Source organism: Streptomyces sp. NPDC026500 (genome assembly GCF_055567635.1).
Window position 1 is genome coordinate 155,633 of the sequence record NZ_JBVHQB010000013.1, and the last position, 15,255, is coordinate 170,887.

Below are 15,255 nucleotides of genomic sequence, written 5' to 3' on the forward strand. Positions count from 1 at the left end.
CCTTGCCGTGGCCTGGCGTGCCGGGACGGTGGTCCTTGCCCTGGCCGGGCGGCCGGGACGGTGATCCTGGCCCTGACCAGGTGGGCCAGGGTGGTGGTCCTGGCCGTGGCCCGGTGGCCGGGGCCGTGGTACTTGTCCTGGCCGGGCGGCCGGGACGGTGATCATTGCCGTGGCCTGGCGAGCCGGGACTGTGGTCCTGGCTGTGGCCGGGTGGCCGAGGTCGGGACCGTGGTCTGGCGGGCCGCAACGCTGCTCTGTTCGGCAGCGGAGCGGGCTACAAGGGCGGTCTGTTCCCGGCCGGCCGGCACGGTGGTCCGCCGTGGGGTCAGGCGTCGCGCAGCATGAAGCCGCGCCGGCCGGGACGGCGGTTCGGCACCATGCCGAGCTGGGCCAGCGTCTCGTCGGCGTTCGCGTAGGTCTCGCCGAGCTTGTAGATCTTCCTGGCCTCGGCGCCGGTCGCGATGTCACGGCCGAGCGCCTCGGAGATCTGCACCATCTGCTCGACCTGCTCGACGCTGGACATGCGCTCGCCCTTGCGCCGCCACAGGTTGTCCTCGTTGCCCACCCGGACGTGCACGCCGAGCGCGATGCCGATCGCGTTCATGGGCGCCACGGCGCGCATGGAGCTCTCGATGGTGAGGACGGCGCCGTCAGGGGCGCGACGGACGAACTCGATGAGGTCGGCCGGGTGACGGCCGGCGAAACCGCCGCCGATCGCGACGTAGTTGAGGATCAGCGGGCCCGTGTGGATACCGGCCCGGATGAGCCGCTCCACGGTTTCGAGCTGGGCCAGCGTGGCGAGCTGGAAGTGCGGCTGGATACCGCTCGCCGCCAGACGCTTGAGGTGCTCCAGGTAGAAGTCCGGACCGGCCTCCAGGTACATGTCCCGGTACGCCTTGTAGTAGTCCGGCTTGGCGATCGAGGTGCCTTCCAGATCATCGTCGGTCATGATCTCGACGATGTTCATCTGGCTGGTGTTGATCGCGATGGTGACCTGGTCCGGCTTCGGGTCCAGGTCGGCGAGCATGTGGCGGCTGTCGAAGTCGAGCCACTTGGCGTCCGCACCCTCGCCCTCCGGGGCGAACGAGATGGACCCACCGATCTGCAGGACCATGTCCGGCACGGCCTCGCGCAGGCGTCCGATCAGCTCGTTGAACATGGAGAGCCGCTTGGAGCCCTTGCCGTCGAGCTCCCGTACGTGGATGTGGAGCACGGTGGCGCCGGCGTTGTAGCAGTCGACGGCCGCCTGCACGTGCTCGTCCATCGTCAGGGGAAGGTCGTCGGCGTCTCCGGGAAGCCATTCGGGCCCGTAGGGAGCGGCCTGGATGACGAGCTTTTCCTGGTTCTCGGGGAACAGTGAGTCGTCGTGGAAGTGCACGGTCCGTCTCCTTCGTCGGATCGGTGATCACTCGCCGGGAGCATCGCCGCGCACTGCGCGGGCCTGGGATGTCCGGCGGGGATCGATGCGGGTCACCGGGTGACAGCGGGCGCGGTGGCCCGCTGCGATCGGCCGTTCCGGAGGGAGTGCCGGGGGAGTGGCACGGCTCCCTCCGGCGGCCGACCGCGTCTTCTGTGCGGTGGTGCAAAGGTAGGGCCGGGTTCGGAGGTGCGCTTGCCGTTAGGGGACAGATGATTTGTCATTTGGGGACATTGACGCTTCGGTGTGCCCTGAGGGGCGGTGCCTGGTCCGCCGGACCGTCCCACCCGTCACGGCAGTCCCCCCGTGGGAGTTGGGGTGGAGGAGCTGGAGCCACTACGGAGCGTTGCTGCCGCGCCACGCTCTCGGACTGCACCCGAACTGCTCACGGAACCAGCGCGAGAACCCGCTCAGCGACGAGAACCCCAGCAGGTCGGAGATCTCCGTCAGCGAACGCCGAGGGTTCGCGACGAACTGCTCCGCGAGATGGCGGCGGGTGACATTGAGGAGCGAGGAGAACGTCTCGCCCGACGCGGCCAGATGCCGGTGGACGGTGCGCCGGTCGACGCCGAGGCTGCGCGCGACCTGCTCGATCGAGCAGCGCCCGGTCGGCAGCAGGACCTCGATCAGTTCACGCACCCGGTCCGCGGCGGTGGTGTCCTTGGGGACGGCGATCGCGTCGAAGTACTGGCGGGCGTACTCGCGCAGCAGCGGGTCCGCCATGGCGTTGGGCGCGTCGAGGTCGTCGGCGTAGAAGACGATGCCGTCGATCTCGCGGTCGAACTCCACGATGGGCCCGAACGCGCGCCGGTGCGCCGCGGTGTCCGCCGGCGCGGAATGCCGGAACCACACGGAGAGCGGCTGCCAGCGGGTGTGCAGGAAGTCGTTCAGGATGCGGTGGAACGCGGCGACGGCCAGCTCGGTGGCCTGCCGCGACTCCATCACCTCACCGAGCCGCAGATCCACCTTCAGCGTGGCCAGGCCGTCCCCCTCGGACAGCCGGGTGTGCAGCACCTCGTTGTACATGTACTGATGGCGGATCAGCAGTTCCAGCGCGCTGCGTACGTCGGGTTCCTCGCGGACGACCAGACTGATGGGGCCGAGATTGGAGAAGCGCCGGAACTCCGCGAGCAGCACCCCGAAGTCCTCGTGACCGGACTCGGCCGCCGACAGTTCCAGTACCTCGACGGCGGCCGTGCCGGAGATCCAGCGGTCCTGCACGGTGAGGGCTGCGGTGTCCAGGCCCACCCGCTTCAGAAGCGCCTGCGGATCGATGCCGAGGGAGCGGCACAGCTCGACATAGCCGCTCAGGGCGGCGGTGCGGACCAGAGGTCTCATGGGCACGCTCCAGAGATGTCCCGAAAAGCCAAATCTCCTGTCCCGCCATGACAAGCACGGCGGTGGTCGAGGAACCTAGCATGACGCCGTTCACCGGCCGGGTCCCTCAGGGGGACCGCTCGTGTGCAGGTGAACACGCGACGGATCGGAGGCGAACATGACAGGAACGACGGACGCGGACCAGGCGCCGCCCACGCCCACGCCCCGCTCGGGCCCCTCGGTGTGGAAGGGCCAGGACCTGACACACCCCGAGGAGTGGCAGCTGCTCCTGTCGGCGCCCCGGCTCGCCGAGATCGACTCCGCCCTGCACGCGGCACGCAGACGGGATCTCACCCTGCTGAGGCTGACAGCCGCCGATTTCCCGCTCCCCACCCTCGCCGCCGACCTGGCGCGCCTCGCCGGGGTCCTCGAACACGGACGGGGCTTCGCGGTCGTCCGCGGCATCCCTGTCGAGCGGCTCGGCGAGACGGCCGCGAGCACCGTCTTCTGGGGCCTCGGCCGGCACCTGGGGCATCCGGTCCCGCAGAACGCCGACGGAGTCGTCCTCGGCCACGTCCGGGACACCGGCCGCAGCCTGAGCGACCCCGCCGTACGCGGCTACCAGACCCGGGAGGCCCTGCCGTTCCACACCGGCGGCGCCGATCTCCTCGCCCTGCTGCCGGTGCGGACGCCCCGCACCGGCGGACGCATCTCCCTGGTCAGCTCGGCTGCGGTCCACAACGCCGTACTGGACCTGCGCCCCGATCTCGCCGGGCGCCTGTACCGCACGTACCACTTCGACCGCCGCGACGAACACGCTCCCGGCGAGCCGCCCTACACGGCCGCCCCGCTGGTCTCCCGCCCCGACGGCCCCTTTGGGGCACTGAGCATGCGGTACAACCGGTGCTATCTCGAATCCGCCCAGCGCTTCCCGGAGGTGCCCCGCCTGGAGACGGCGGACCGGGAACTCTTCGATCTCATCGACTCCGTGGCCGGCTCCCCGGAGTACCGGCTCGACCTCGACCTCCAGGTCGGGGACCTGCTTCTGGTCAACACACACCGCGTGATGCACGCCCGCTCGGCGTTCGAGGACCATCGATCGCCGGAACAAAAACGCCACTTGCTGCGTCTGTGGCTGGCCTTCCCGCAGGGGCGAGGTAGCCAAGACGCACGTCACTGGGTCACTCTTCGCGATGTGATCCGACCGCGCAGCCACGCCACGCCCGGCGCGACGAATTCAAGGAGATCCCCGGTATGACCAACCTCGTCACCCTGCTGGCCGCCACCGTCGCGGCCCACGGCGAGCGCGTCGCCGTCCGCCATGACGACAGCACGCTCACCTACGCCGAACTCGACGACGCCAGTGCACGGGTGGCCGCGCTGCTGCGGGACCGCGGCGTCCTGCCGGGCGACCGCGTCGCGATGACCATGCCCAACGTCCCCCTGTTCCCGGTCCTCTACTACGGCATCATGCGGGCCGGCGGTGTCGTCGTCCCGATGAATCCGCTGCTCAAGGCCCGTGAGGTCGCCTTCACCCTGCGCGACTGCGGGGCACGGATCGCGCTGGTCTTCCCGCTGTTCGCCGAAGAGGTCACGAAGGCGGCGGCAGAGACCGGAACCGACTGTCTGGTGACCGAGCCCGAGGCCTTCGACGCCCTGCTGCGCGGCCACGAGCCGATGCGCGACACCCCGGACCGGACCGACGACGATCCCGCTCTGATCCTCTACACCTCGGGCACCACCGGAACGCCCAAGGGCGCCGAACTGTCCCACCGGAACCTCGCCAGCAACACCCTCACCACGTCCGAGACCCTCCTCCAGGTCGGACCGGACGACGTACTCTTCGGCGGCCTGCCCCTCTTCCACGCCTTCGGCCAGACCTGCGGGCTCAACACGGCCGTCGCCGCAGGCGCCACCCTGACCCTGCTGCCCCGGTTCGACCCGCGGAGCGCCCTGGAGATCATCGCCCGGGACGAGGTCACCGTATTCCTGGGCGTGCCGACGATGTACGCGGCGCTGCTGCACGCCGAACTTCCCGACGGCTTCGACACCGGCCGGCTGCGCCTGGCCGTCTCGGGCGGGTCCGCGCTCCCGGTCGAGGTGCTGCACGGTTTCGAGCGGCGCTTCGGTGCCGCCGTGCTGGAGGGCTACGGACTGTCCGAGACCTCGCCGGTCGCCGCCTTCAACCACCCGGACCGCCCGCGCAAGCCGGGGTCGATCGGGCTGCCCATTCGCGGGGTCGAGATGCGGCTCGTCGCCGACGGCGGTGGTGAGGTCGAGCCCGGCGGGATCGGCGAGATCGCCATCCGCGGCGAGAACATCATGAACGGTTACTGGAACCGCCCGGACGCCACCGCGGAGGCGATCCGTGACGGATGGTTCCACAGCGGTGATCTGGCCCGCGTCGACGAGGACGGTTTCTACTTCATCGTCGACCGCAAGAAGGACATGATCATCCGCGGCGGCTACAACGTGTATCCGCGTGAGATCGAGGAGGTGCTGTACGAGCACCCCGCGGTCGCCGAGGCCGCCGTCGTGGGCGTGCCGCACCCCCTGCACGGTGAGGAGGTCGCGGCGGTCGTCACGCTCCGGCCCGGTGCCGAGGCCACGGCCGAGGAGATCCGCGCCCACACCAAGGAGCGGGTCGCGGCGTACAAGTACCCGCGCATCGTCACGATCGCCGCCGAACTGCCCAAGGGCCCCACGGGCAAGATCCTCAAGCGCGAGATCGTGGTCGGCGGCGCGTGAACCACTGAGAGTGGACGGCCGTGCGGTGCCGGTGGCGGAACCCTGCCACCGTCACCGCTCCCTCGGTCGCGGTCCCGCGAGGATCAGGCTCTCGACACCCTCGTACACCCCCCGTTCCCGGTCCGCCGCTCGCCGGCCGGACAGCAGGCTGCCGAGCCACCCGAAGGCGAAGCCCAGCGGGATGGACACCAGCCCCGTGGTGGTGAACGGGAACCAGTTGAAGTCGGCGGCGGGAAAGGCGGACGTCGGGGACCCGGACACCAGTCTGGTGCCCGGCATCAGGATCAGGACGGCGAGGGTGCCGCCGATGAGCGTGCTCATCAGCCCGGTCCGCGTGTAGCGGCGCCAGAAGAGGCTGTAGACCAGAGCGGGGGCGATCGCCGAGGCCCCCACGCAGAAGGACAGCGTGGCGAGCGGTTGCAGACTGCGGTGCTGGACGAGCACCGCGAGGGCGATCACGGGCGCGCCGACGACCAGGGCCGAGCCCCGGGCGAAGGCCGTCTCGCGCTGCGGTGACATGGCGGCGTTCCCGCCCGCGAAGACGTCATGGGCCAGCGAGTTGGCGCAGGCGAGGGTCATCCCGGCGACCGAGGCGAGCAGGGTGAGGAAGATCGCCGTGGTGACCGTGGTGAACACGAGGGTCTCCGCCCGGGACATCGCCGGGCCGAACGCGGCCAGTGAGCCCAGCAGATAGGCCGTGTGCCCGTGCGGGTCGGCGGCGGTGATGCGGGCCCGGCCGATCATCGCCGTCGCTCCTATGGCGACAACGCCCGCCACCAGCATGAACAGTGCCACCGAGGACACCGCCCAGGACATCGAACGCCGCACCTGGCGGGCGCTGTTGGCGGTGAACATGCGCATGGTCACGTGCGGCAGACAGGCACCGCCCAGCACGATGGCGAACTGCGTACTGATCATGTCGAGCCGTGGATGCGGGCCGCCGGCGAACTGGAGCCCGCCGTGCAGATACGCGGCCGGTGAGCCACTGCGCTTCGCGGCCGCGGTGAACAGGACCCCGGGGTTCCAGTGAAACCGGCTCAGGATCAGCAGCGCGACGACGCTTCCGGAGCCGAGGAGCACCACCATCTTCAGGAGCTGGATCAACGCGGTGCCGCGCATGCCGCCGATGGCCGCGTAGATGATCATCAGGGTGCCGACTCCCACGATGCAGCCGGTCTTCATGGAGTTGTCGGAGAAGCCGAGGATGAAGGCCAACAGCTGCCCTGTACTGGCGAGTTGGACGAGCATCATCGGCACGAGCGCGGCGATCGTGACGCCGCACGCGGTGATCCGTACGGCGCGAGAGGGCATCCTACGGGCGAGCACGTCGCCCATGGTGAACTTGCCCGTGTTCCGCAGGGGTTCGGCCAGCAGGAACATCAGCACCAGCAGGGAGAGCAGCGTGCTGAGAGCCAGCACGACACCGTCGAAACCGCACAGGGCGATCACGCCGCCGATGGTCAGTACGGTCGCGGCGGAGATGTAGTCGCCGGCGATGGCGAGGCCGTTGCGCAGCGGGGAGAGCGAGCGGTAGCCGGTGTAGAACTCCGCCAGATCGTCGCTGTCCGGGCCGGTCAGCACACACAGCAGCAATGTCACCGTGACGGCGACGGAGAAGGCGACGAGTGACCAGGACTGCGTGGAGCCGCCGAAGGCGTTCACCGCTCCTGCTCCTGCTCGCCGCTCGCCCAGGGGGTGCTCCGGTTGACGCGGCGTGCGAGGGGGTCGACATAGCGGCGGGCGGTGCGCTCGTAGGCGAGCACGGCGAGCCATGTGGCGGGGATCTGGGAGAGGGCGAGCACCAGGCCCGTCGACAGGCCTTCGGTGACGGGACGGTCCATGAAACCGGGGCAGCCGGCGGAGAGACCGAGGAAGAGAGTGAAGCAGCCGAGCACCGCGAACGTGGTCACGCGCCGTTGCCGGCGGTAGGCGCGGCGCAGGATGCGCAGATCGCGATGGTGCCCGGTCCAGGTGCGGGGTGATACCCCGCCGCATAACGGTTCCCCGGCGGGGTCCGGGACGGGCCGGGCGGGGGAGTCGTGCTGTCCGTGCGGCGTTCGCGAGGGATGCGGGGCGGAGCTGTCGTACGACATGCCGGCCTCCTGGTGGGGTGCGGGCCCGGCGTACATGGACCGCGGGACGGTGGGGGGAACGGCTCGGGTCCTCGCACGCTATTCGGCCCTTCGGCCCGTGCGAAGGGGTTTCCTTCAAGTGCCTGGTCGGACCGTGTTCATGCCGCTGACCTCGCCTGTTGTCGGTGAAACCGCTGTTGCGCCCGCGCTCGGAGTGGGGCGTGTGGCGGGGGTGATGGGGACGTTCTGTGCGCGGGGATTCGTCACTCGCCCCACCGGGGGGGAGGGGCGGCGAGGGTGTACGCGTTGGTCGACGAGGCGGTCCGGGAGGGGGTTCGGAGCGGTGCATGCGGCGCGCGTTACATGCCGATCGGCGGTCGTGCCCGTGCCGGCTCAGGAGGAGTCGCGCAGTTCGTTCAGCGGTGTCCCGTGCGCCCAGCGGCGCAGGCACGAACCGTCGATCAGACGCACACCGCCCTGCCGTCGCGCCCACTGGACGTCACGCCGGGTGAAGGCCCCGCGGTGCACCACGAGACGGAGCGGCGGGCCGGGGCCGCCCGGACGTCCCGTGCGAGAGGGCGCGTCCTCGTCGGGCAAGGGCTCGGCCACGGGCCGGAAGGCGACCTCCAGACGCTGCCCGCGACCGTCCCGCGCACGCACGTGGACGCGGTCCTCGGATCTCCGCGGAGGGAGCACCCGCCAGCCGTCCCGGCGCAGCATCCGGGACACCGCCTGGGCCAGCCCCGCCGTGTCCAGCTCCGCCAGTTCCTCCGGCGTGTAGAAGCCGAGGCGCCGACGGGCCGACGGACGGTGCCGCCGCACCGCGGCCGGGGCGGCGACGGCCACGACGACGAGCGCGCCGAGGGGTACGCCGATGCCGGCCACGCGGTAGCCGACGGCAAGGCCGGCGACCACCGCGCACAGGGTGACGACGACCGCGGCGAGGGCCGGCAGCACCTCACGTAATAAGGGCCCGTAGTGCCCTTCCGCGCGCAGCCGGCGGATGGCTCGCTGCCGCTGCGCGCGTCCTGACAAGCGCTTTCCTGGTGTCCGCCCCCTCGGTGTCACTCGGGCCAGCTCCCCCCAACCCTCGCGCGCTTCGGCGTGTGCGGGAAGGGGCTACCCCTCGCGGGCGGGCCGGTCCCCTGGAGTACGGGATCCGGCCACGAATCCGGCTGAACTCTTTCGCGGCCCCGCGACGTGTGGGGCACGATCGGTTCCGGTGGCCGCGGAGTCCTGTGCGGCGGACCGCGCTGTGGGCCCGGTAGGGGCGTCGGCGTGACCACGGGGCGGTGGCGGTCTCATCCCTCGGCGACGCGGACGGCCCGCGTGGGAGAGGGCGCGGAGGCGGCCCGGACTCGGGGCCACTGGTCCTGCGCAGGTCGCTCGGACCGTACGAGCGTCTCGTTCTCTTCGTTCATCAAGAACGCGTCCGGCGCGGTGACCGTGCACAGGCCGTCGGACTCGCGCCCGGTGCGGTCCACTTCACCCTTCACAGGGGTGCCGACCGCCTGACTTGGCCCGGACTTGGCCTCCGGACCTCGCCCAGCCGGGGAGCCGGCCGACGCCCGACGGAGGCGGCGGGTGGTGCGCCGCCGCCTCCGTCAGCACTCGTCCGTGGGGTGGACCCGGACTGCCGGACCGCTCAGACGGTGCCGCAGTCGGAGACGACGATCTTCTTCGAGGTGGTGCCGGAACGGCTGCCGAGCGCCTCGATCGCCTTCACGACGTCCATGCCCTGGACGACCTCGCCGAAGACGACGTGCTTGTTGTCCAGCCAGTCGGTGACGATGGTGGTGATGAAGAACTGCGAGCCGTTGGTGTTCGGACCCGCGTTGGCCATGGACAGCAGACCCGGCTTGGTGTGCTTGAGCGTGAAGTTCTCATCGGCGAACTTCTCGCCGTAGATGCTCTTGCCGCCCGTGCCGTTCTGCCGCGTGAAGTCGCCGCCCTGGAGCATGAAGTCCGGGATGACCCGATGGAACGGCGAGCCCTTGTAACCAAAACCGTGTGCGCCGGTGGCGAGCTCACGGAAGTTCTGCGCGGTCTTCGGGACGACGTCGTCGTAGAGTTTGAACTCGATGCGGCCCAGCGGCTCGCCGTTGGCGGTGACCTCGAAGTAGACGTTCTCGCTCATTGCTCTGCTCCTCATGGATGCGAATGTTCGCCCCCGAGCATAGAGAAGCTGAGGCGGTGGACGCGTGACCGGGGGTGATCATTCGGCGTGTGGCCCGGGATGATGGAGCGATGAGCCCCGGGTGAAACGTGCCGCGGACATCACCGGGCCACCGCGATCTCCGCGCGGCATTCGCCCGCGCCCTCGGGACTGATGTGCCGTGCGCGCCGAGCGAGTTCTGCGTACGCCCCTGGTGCCCGAACTTTCGACAGGAGTAGTCGGTAAGCGGTTCTCTTGCGCTCATGCCCGGTCACCGGATGTCAGCCTCGGAGATACTCCGTTGGTGACTCGGCCGTGCGCATACGGTGCGGTCACGCGGCAGGACGGACGATTGCCGGTCCTGCCGCGTGACCGACAACCAAGGGGAGACGCTATGGCGAGTGTGGAAGTGTCGCTGAAGGAAATGATGACCGAGGCCGAGGGAGCATTGGGGGCGGCCGTCGTCGACTACACCAGTGGTATGGCGCTGGGCACGCTGGGAGGGGGCAAGGATCTGGACATGACGGTCGCCGCTGCCGGCAATACGGATGTCGTCCGCGCGAAGGTGCGGGCCATGGAGCAGCTGGATCTCAAGAGCCGGATCGAGGACATCCTGATCACCCTCGGAAACCAGTACCACCTCATTCGGCCGGTCGCCGGGCGCAGCGGCAACGGCCTGTTCCTGTATCTCGTGCTCGACAGGGCGCGTTCGAACCTGGCGATGGCCCGCCACCACCTCAAGCGCGTCGAGGGGCAGCTGGAGATCTAGACCGGCCGGAGCCCTGGGCTGACGTGTGCCCACGATATGAAGACTTCTTCAAGTCGCCATATCAACATGATCGCAACAGCGGATGCGCGTGGCCATGGGCGAGAAGGACCGGTATTCGTGGACACATCCTGCGGCGGCGCCCTCCGGGCGTCGCCGCGCTGTGGCGAGGCGCGCGTGCCGAGCTGTCCTTCGGCTGCCGGTCCAAGGACCTTGATTGGGATCCGGCGGCGGCCGGCGGATCCGACAGGGCAGGAGGCGGGGGCGGGGGACGGTCAACTGGGCGGCACCGTCCGGCAGCGGGACCGTTTCGAATGGCGGCCGGCCGGGGCGAGCCGCCTTGTTGCCGTGGAGCGTCTCGCCCCGTCCCGCCCGCAGGGAGCAGCCGCCTCCAGATACCCGGAGCACTGTCCAAACTCCAGGAGGCGGCCGCCGATCGAGGGCCGTCGCTAGGAGGGCGCTTTCATCCCCTGCTGAGCGGCCTTCAGATCGGCGAGCAGCTCGGCCTGACCGGCCAGCACCCCGGACAGGATGGTCCGCGCGACCCTGAGCAGCTCCGCCACATGCGGGCTGGTCAGGGAGTAGTACACCGTGGAGCCCTCCTTGCGCGTCACCACCAGGTTCGCCCGGCGCAGCACGGCGAGCTGCTGGGACAGATGTGCGGCTTCGATGCCCACCTCGGGCAGCATCTCCGCGACGGCGTGTTCGCGCTCGCTGAGCAGTTCCAGGACGCGGATGCGGGCAGGGTGCCCAAGGGTTTTGAAGAACTCGGCCTTCAGCTGGTACAGCGGCGTGCTCATCGTGCTGTCGCCTCCCCGGAACAGCTGTCCGGCCGAGCTGGCCAGTCCTCGGTGCATCGCGTCCACCCACTCGTCAACAACATGGCGCCCATCTTCGCCCGCGGAGTCGGCCGGGCCGAAACTGCGTGCGAGGAATCGTCCACCAGTTCAAGCAGTGAAGGCCTCATGACTTGCCAAGATTAGAAACTCAATATATCGCGTGACGGATCCCTGGGTGAGAAGCACTGTCAGGTCGACCAGCCGCTGGTACGCCACTGCTGTTGACCGTCATCGCCCTGGCTGTAGGCGTCATGCTCCGCGACGGCCGCCGCAAGGTCGGTGTGGATGGTGATGGGCGGGCAGTCGCCGTCAGGTACGAGGGAGCCGTCGGCGGGGATCGCGGCCAGTTCCAGGCTGCGTCCGTGTGCGCCGAGCCGGCGCGCTGCCTCGATGACGGCGAGCTGGCCGTTGACGGACCAGCTGCGCAGCCCGCTCATGTCGACGACGACCGGACCGGTGCCGCGGGCCAGGACCCAGCCGACGGCGCCGGCGAAGCGATGCGCGCCCTCGGGTCCGAGATGCCCGGAGAGGGAGAGGACACTGAAATCCTCTCCGGCGGTGTAGTGCCATTCGATCGTCATGATGATGAACCTTCTTGTGGGTGGTGCGTGTTCGGCTCGCTTCCCCGACCGGCTCGGGTCACAGGGGCAGGGTGATCCAGATGCTTTTGCCGTTTCCGTCGGCGTCACCGCGGACGACGGCGGTGCCGCCCAGGCCGAGCGTGAGTTCCATGACGGTGCTCAGACCACCGGCCCCCGTGCCGATCGCGGCCCCGTACAGCGATGGCTGGTGGGGGTGGCGGTCGTGGACGGCGAAAGCCAGGCAGTCGGAGCCGGCCGCATAGATGACGGTGAGCTGGGGAGAGAGCCTCACAGCGTGCCGGACGCTGTTGGTGACCAGTTCGCTGAGGATCAGCAGCGCCGGGTCGACGGTGGGGTGGCGCAGGCTGATCCCCCATTCGGTCAGGGCTTCTTCAGCGGTCTGGCGGGACAGCCGGACAGCGGACGGCTCGTTGGGCAGGGTGACGACGTGCCGGTGGGGCAGGGCTTCGAACAGCGTGGACATCAGGCCTCCGTCCCCCGGGGCAGCCGGAAGCCGGATACGACGTGGTCCGTCACGGACGAACGAACCGCGGCAGCCCGCACCGGAGTGCGCACCACCAGTCGCCCGAACTCCCACACCTGGCGGCCCGGGCGGACAACGGTCAGATCCCGCCGCATGGAGACCAGGCGACCCGACGCAGCCCCCTCCAGCGGCCACAGTGCCTCCGCGCCGGAGACCTCGGCCATGCGCGGGGTGGCGGGAGTGGCGCTCATCGAGGTGTCTCCTCTCTCATCTCTGTGACGTCGCGGGCGGGCTTCGGGGCGGCGAGAAGGACTCCGGCCCTCTCCAGGTGGCCGCGGGCCCCGCGGATCGCTTCGGGGGTAGTGGTGTACTCGCGGCCCTCCAGCCGCAGGAGGTCCAACACACCGACCGAGTCGAGGACTTGGCGTTGCTCCGGCCTGATTCCGGAGGTGAGGACGACGATTCCGCGCCGGTTCAGCTTCTGGACCGCGTCCTTGAGCACCAGCGCCCCGGTCGCGTCCATGGTCGACACCCGCGACATGCGAAGGATCACCACACGGACGTCGGCCACTTCCGTCATCTCCAGCAGGAAGCGGTGCGCGGCGGCGAAGAACAAAGGCCCGTCGACGCGGTAGGCAATGATGTGCTCGGCGAGCAGGGCATGTTCCTCGGCGGTGTGGTCCCCGCGGTCGAGAGGCACCTGGTCGAAGCGGGCCTGCTTGGCGACGGCGCGCAACGCGAGGGCGCCCGCGACGACCAGGCCGATGATGACGGCGTACACGAGATCGAGGGCCAGCGTCGCGACGGCGGTCAGGACGAGGATCAGCGCGTCCGAGCGGGTGGCCTTCATCATCGCCCGCAGCGAACCGACCTCGACCATGCGGATCGCGGTGGCCAGCAGGACACCGGCGAGGGCCGCCAGCGGGATCTTCGACACGAGAGGCGCGGCCGCGAAGACGATCACCGCGAGGATCGCGGCGTGAGTGAGGGCGGCGAGCCGGGAGCTCGCACCGGTGCGCACGTTGACCGCGGTGCGCGCGATCGCCCCGGTCGCCGGCACGCCACCGAACAACGGGGCGGCGATGTTGGCCAGGCCTTGGCCGAACAGCTCCCGATCCGGGTCGTGCCGCTGGCCGACGGTCATGCCGTCGGCGACCGAGGCCGAGAGCAGCGACTCCAGCGCGGCCAGCGCCGCGACCGCAACCGCGGGGGCCAGCAAGGAGCCCGCCGCGCCCAGGTCAAGGAAGGACAGCGAGGGCGCGGGCAGCCCCGACGGCAGTGCACCGATCGGTTTCGCCGCGGTCAGCCCGGCGGCCTGCGCCACGACCGTGGCGGCGATCACCGCGACGACGGAGAACGGCACGGTCGGACGCCACCGGGCTCCCAGCAGCATGACCGCGGCCACCGCGACGGCGACGGCGACGGCCGTCCAGTTCGGGTGCCGCGTGAACTCCTCGATGGCCCGCCAGGTCACCACCAGTACCCGGTCGCCCTCCGGTTTGGGCACACCGAGCACGCCCGGAATCTGCTGCAGTCCGATCACGCACGCGATGCCCAGCGTGAAGCCCTCGACGACCGGCGCGGGCACGTACTGCATGTAACGTCCGGCCTTCAGCACGGCGAGGCCGACGAGCATCACGCCGGCCATCACACCGACCGTGAGGACGCCTGTCGGACCGTATCGGCCCACGATCGGTACCAGCACGACCGTCATGGCGCCCGTCGGCCCCGACACCTGCAGATTCGATCCGCCGAACAATGCGGCGAGGGCGCCGGCAACGACGGCGGTGGCCAGGCCCGCCTCGGCGCCGAGCCCGGACGAGACGCCGAAGCCGAGGGCAAGCGGCAGCGCGACGATGGCCACCGTGAGCCCGGCGAGCAGGTCCCGGCGGGGGTTGCGTCCCATCTCCGCCAGGTCGCCGCGGGTGGGCAGCAGCGACGCGATCCGGGCCCGGACCCGGCTGATCCCCGAGGTCATCGCGCGGCAACCTCGGTCTCCAGCAGCTCGGCCAGCAGTTCGTTGCGCCCGGACAGCATCTGGGTCAGGATCCGGCGAGCGGCCTTCATCAGGTCTGCCACGTCCCCGCCGGCCAGTGCGTAGACGACCGTCGAGCCGTCCCGCGTGGCGGTGACGATCCCGGACCGGCGCAGTACCGCCAGCTGCTGCGACAGGCTGGACGGCTCCACCTCGATCTCCCCGAGCAGTTCCCGTACCGGCCGCGGGCCGTCCTGGAGCAGCTCCAGGACCCGTATCCGTACGGGATGCCCGAGCATCCGGAAGAGCTCGGCCTTGGCCTGGTACAGCGGAACGGACACGACCCCTCGCCTTCCCCGGATGGCGCCCCATCCGGGGCAGACACAAACGGCTGCGCCCAGAGCTACCTGCGGGTACAGCGAATACAGCATCTAACCAATTGCTAAATTTTGCAATTCCGCAAGAAGCTGCTGCCTCGGTCACCCGCGAGTCACGGATCAGGCCTTCTTGACCACGCTGGACTTGAGCTGCATCGCCCCGAAGCCGTCGACCTTGCAGTCGATGTCGTGGCCGTCGACGCCGTCGACCAACCGGATACTGCGCACCTTGGTGCCGGCCTTGATCCCCGAAGGGCTGCCCTTGACCTTGAGAGCCTTGACGACAACCACGCTGTCGCCGTCCTGCAGCACATTGCCGACAGCGTCCTTGACGACCCGCTCCCCGGTGGTGGCCCCATCCTCGGCACCGCTTTCGGCGGGAACCCATTCGTGGCCGCACTCCGGGCACACCACAAGGGCGTTCATCTCGTAGGTGTACTCACATGAGCACGTCGGGCAGGGGGGAAGATTTTCGATCATTCCATCAGAATATCCGGCCCTGGCCCTCAGGCGGCCCGTGGCTC

General features: G+C 69.9%; 17 protein-coding genes. 3 read left to right on the plus strand and 14 right to left on the minus strand.

Translation table 11 applies throughout. The annotated features are described in order from the left end of the window. Window positions 1-325: 325 nt before the first annotated feature. On the minus strand, window positions 326-1,378 hold the full coding sequence (locus ACZ4N5_RS24070) for a beta-keto acid cleavage family enzyme (protein WP_365877123.1): 1,053 nt from the start codon (window positions 1,376-1,378) through the stop codon (window positions 326-328). Between the two features lie 375 nt (window positions 1,379-1,753). Beyond that, the gene (locus tag ACZ4N5_RS24075) at window positions 1,754-2,755 is read right to left on the minus strand and encodes an AraC family transcriptional regulator (protein ID WP_467759119.1); all 1,002 of its coding nucleotides are present in this window, start codon (window positions 2,753-2,755) and stop codon (window positions 1,754-1,756) included. A gap of 157 nt (window positions 2,756-2,912) precedes the next feature. Between ACZ4N5_RS24075 and ACZ4N5_RS24080 the strand changes: the two genes are divergently transcribed. Together ACZ4N5_RS24080 and ACZ4N5_RS24085 are read left to right on the plus strand one after the other, a co-directional pair. Then, entirely contained in the window at window positions 2,913-3,992 is a 1,080-nt protein-coding gene (locus ACZ4N5_RS24080) for a TauD/TfdA family dioxygenase (protein ID WP_467759120.1), read from the plus strand. Next, window positions 3,989-5,482: a long-chain-fatty-acid--CoA ligase gene (locus tag ACZ4N5_RS24085; protein WP_467759121.1), complete on the plus strand. Its 1,494-nt coding sequence runs from the start codon at window positions 3,989-3,991 to the stop codon at window positions 5,480-5,482. Before ACZ4N5_RS24080 ends, ACZ4N5_RS24085 begins: the two co-directional genes overlap by 4 nt. Before the next feature lie 51 nt (window positions 5,483-5,533). Here ACZ4N5_RS24085 and ACZ4N5_RS24090 read toward each other — a convergent pair whose 3' ends face one another. From ACZ4N5_RS24090 to ACZ4N5_RS24110, 5 genes are all read right to left on the minus strand, one after another. Further along, complete coding sequence (locus tag ACZ4N5_RS24090; protein ID WP_467759122.1) at window positions 5,534-7,144, minus strand: sodium/solute symporter; 1,611 nt, start codon at window positions 7,142-7,144, stop codon at window positions 5,534-5,536. Beyond that, on the minus strand, window positions 7,141-7,575 hold the full coding sequence (locus ACZ4N5_RS24095; protein WP_467759123.1) for a DUF485 domain-containing protein: 435 nt from the start codon (window positions 7,573-7,575) through the stop codon (window positions 7,141-7,143). Before ACZ4N5_RS24095 ends, ACZ4N5_RS24090 begins: the two co-directional genes overlap by 4 nt. 372 nt (window positions 7,576-7,947) lie before the next feature. After that, entirely contained in the window at window positions 7,948-8,589 is a 642-nt protein-coding gene (locus ACZ4N5_RS24100) for a hypothetical protein (RefSeq protein ID WP_467759124.1), read from the minus strand. Window positions 8,590-8,855: 266 nt separating this feature from the next. After that, window positions 8,856-9,038: a ferredoxin gene (locus ACZ4N5_RS24105; protein ID WP_467759125.1), complete on the minus strand. Its 183-nt coding sequence runs from the start codon at window positions 9,036-9,038 to the stop codon at window positions 8,856-8,858. 161 nt (window positions 9,039-9,199) lie between these two features. Then, window positions 9,200-9,691, minus strand: coding sequence for a peptidylprolyl isomerase (locus tag ACZ4N5_RS24110; RefSeq protein ID WP_467759126.1), 492 nt, complete (start codon window positions 9,689-9,691; stop codon window positions 9,200-9,202). 412 nt (window positions 9,692-10,103) lie between these two features. On the opposite strand from ACZ4N5_RS24110, the gene ACZ4N5_RS24115 reads away from it, so the two are divergent. Continuing rightward, complete coding sequence (locus ACZ4N5_RS24115) at window positions 10,104-10,478, plus strand: hypothetical protein (RefSeq protein ID WP_261705816.1); 375 nt, start codon at window positions 10,104-10,106, stop codon at window positions 10,476-10,478. 446 nt (window positions 10,479-10,924) lie between these two features. Here the strand turns inward: ACZ4N5_RS24115 and ACZ4N5_RS24120 are convergent, their stop codons facing one another. The 7 genes from ACZ4N5_RS24120 to ACZ4N5_RS24150 all read right to left on the minus strand — a co-directional run bounded on the left by ACZ4N5_RS24120 (window position 10,925) and on the right by ACZ4N5_RS24150 (window position 15,211). Continuing rightward, window positions 10,925-11,275, minus strand: a complete 351-nt coding sequence (locus tag ACZ4N5_RS24120) for an ArsR/SmtB family transcription factor (RefSeq protein ID WP_467759127.1) — start codon at window positions 11,273-11,275, stop codon at window positions 10,925-10,927. A gap of 227 nt (window positions 11,276-11,502) precedes the next feature. Next, the gene (locus tag ACZ4N5_RS24125; RefSeq protein ID WP_467759128.1) at window positions 11,503-11,895 is read right to left on the minus strand and encodes an STAS domain-containing protein; all 393 of its coding nucleotides are present in this window, start codon (window positions 11,893-11,895) and stop codon (window positions 11,503-11,505) included. A gap of 58 nt (window positions 11,896-11,953) precedes the next feature. Then, on the minus strand, window positions 11,954-12,379 hold the full coding sequence (locus ACZ4N5_RS24130; RefSeq protein ID WP_467759129.1) for an ATP-binding protein: 426 nt from the start codon (window positions 12,377-12,379) through the stop codon (window positions 11,954-11,956). Then, the gene (locus tag ACZ4N5_RS24135; protein ID WP_467759130.1) at window positions 12,379-12,630 is read right to left on the minus strand and encodes a hypothetical protein; all 252 of its coding nucleotides are present in this window, start codon (window positions 12,628-12,630) and stop codon (window positions 12,379-12,381) included. The genes ACZ4N5_RS24130 and ACZ4N5_RS24135 overlap by 1 nt, the downstream gene beginning before the upstream one ends. After that, a complete protein-coding gene (locus ACZ4N5_RS24140) occupies window positions 12,627-14,357 on the minus strand; it encodes a SulP family inorganic anion transporter (protein WP_467759131.1) in 1,731 nt (576 codons plus the stop codon). The genes ACZ4N5_RS24135 and ACZ4N5_RS24140 overlap by 4 nt, the downstream gene beginning before the upstream one ends. Beyond that, window positions 14,354-14,695 (minus strand): ArsR/SmtB family transcription factor, encoded by a 342-nt coding sequence (locus ACZ4N5_RS24145; RefSeq protein WP_356786131.1) that lies wholly within the window; start codon window positions 14,693-14,695, stop codon window positions 14,354-14,356. The genes ACZ4N5_RS24140 and ACZ4N5_RS24145 overlap by 4 nt, the downstream gene beginning before the upstream one ends. Window positions 14,696-14,851: 156 nt before the next feature. Continuing rightward, on the minus strand, window positions 14,852-15,211 hold the full coding sequence (locus ACZ4N5_RS24150; protein WP_467759132.1) for a zinc ribbon domain-containing protein YjdM: 360 nt from the start codon (window positions 15,209-15,211) through the stop codon (window positions 14,852-14,854). Window positions 15,212-15,255 lie beyond the last annotated feature (44 nt).

Coding starts and splice junctions, on each gene's coding strand:
- ACZ4N5_RS24075 (WP_467759119.1), bottom strand. CDS start 2,755: ATGAGACCTCTGGTCCGCACCGCCGCCCTGAGCGGCTATGTCGAGCTG.
- ACZ4N5_RS24080 (WP_467759120.1), top strand. CDS start 2,913: ATGACAGGAACGACGGACGCGGACCAGGCGCCGCCCACGCCCACGCCC.
- ACZ4N5_RS24085 (WP_467759121.1), top strand. CDS start 3,989: ATGACCAACCTCGTCACCCTGCTGGCCGCCACCGTCGCGGCCCACGGC.
- ACZ4N5_RS24095 (WP_467759123.1), bottom strand. CDS start 7,575: ATGTCGTACGACAGCTCCGCCCCGCATCCCTCGCGAACGCCGCACGGA.
- ACZ4N5_RS24110 (WP_467759126.1), bottom strand. CDS start 9,691: ATGAGCGAGAACGTCTACTTCGAGGTCACCGCCAACGGCGAGCCGCTG.
- ACZ4N5_RS24115 (WP_261705816.1), top strand. CDS start 10,104: ATGGCGAGTGTGGAAGTGTCGCTGAAGGAAATGATGACCGAGGCCGAG.
- ACZ4N5_RS24120 (WP_467759127.1), bottom strand. CDS start 11,275: ATGAGCACGCCGCTGTACCAGCTGAAGGCCGAGTTCTTCAAAACCCTT.
- ACZ4N5_RS24125 (WP_467759128.1), bottom strand. CDS start 11,895: ATGACGATCGAATGGCACTACACCGCCGGAGAGGATTTCAGTGTCCTC.
- ACZ4N5_RS24130 (WP_467759129.1), bottom strand. CDS start 12,379: ATGTCCACGCTGTTCGAAGCCCTGCCCCACCGGCACGTCGTCACCCTG.
- ACZ4N5_RS24135 (WP_467759130.1), bottom strand. CDS start 12,630: ATGAGCGCCACTCCCGCCACCCCGCGCATGGCCGAGGTCTCCGGCGCG.
- ACZ4N5_RS24140 (WP_467759131.1), bottom strand. CDS start 14,357: ATGACCTCGGGGATCAGCCGGGTCCGGGCCCGGATCGCGTCGCTGCTG.
- ACZ4N5_RS24150 (WP_467759132.1), bottom strand. CDS start 15,211: ATGATCGAAAATCTTCCCCCCTGCCCGACGTGCTCATGTGAGTACACC.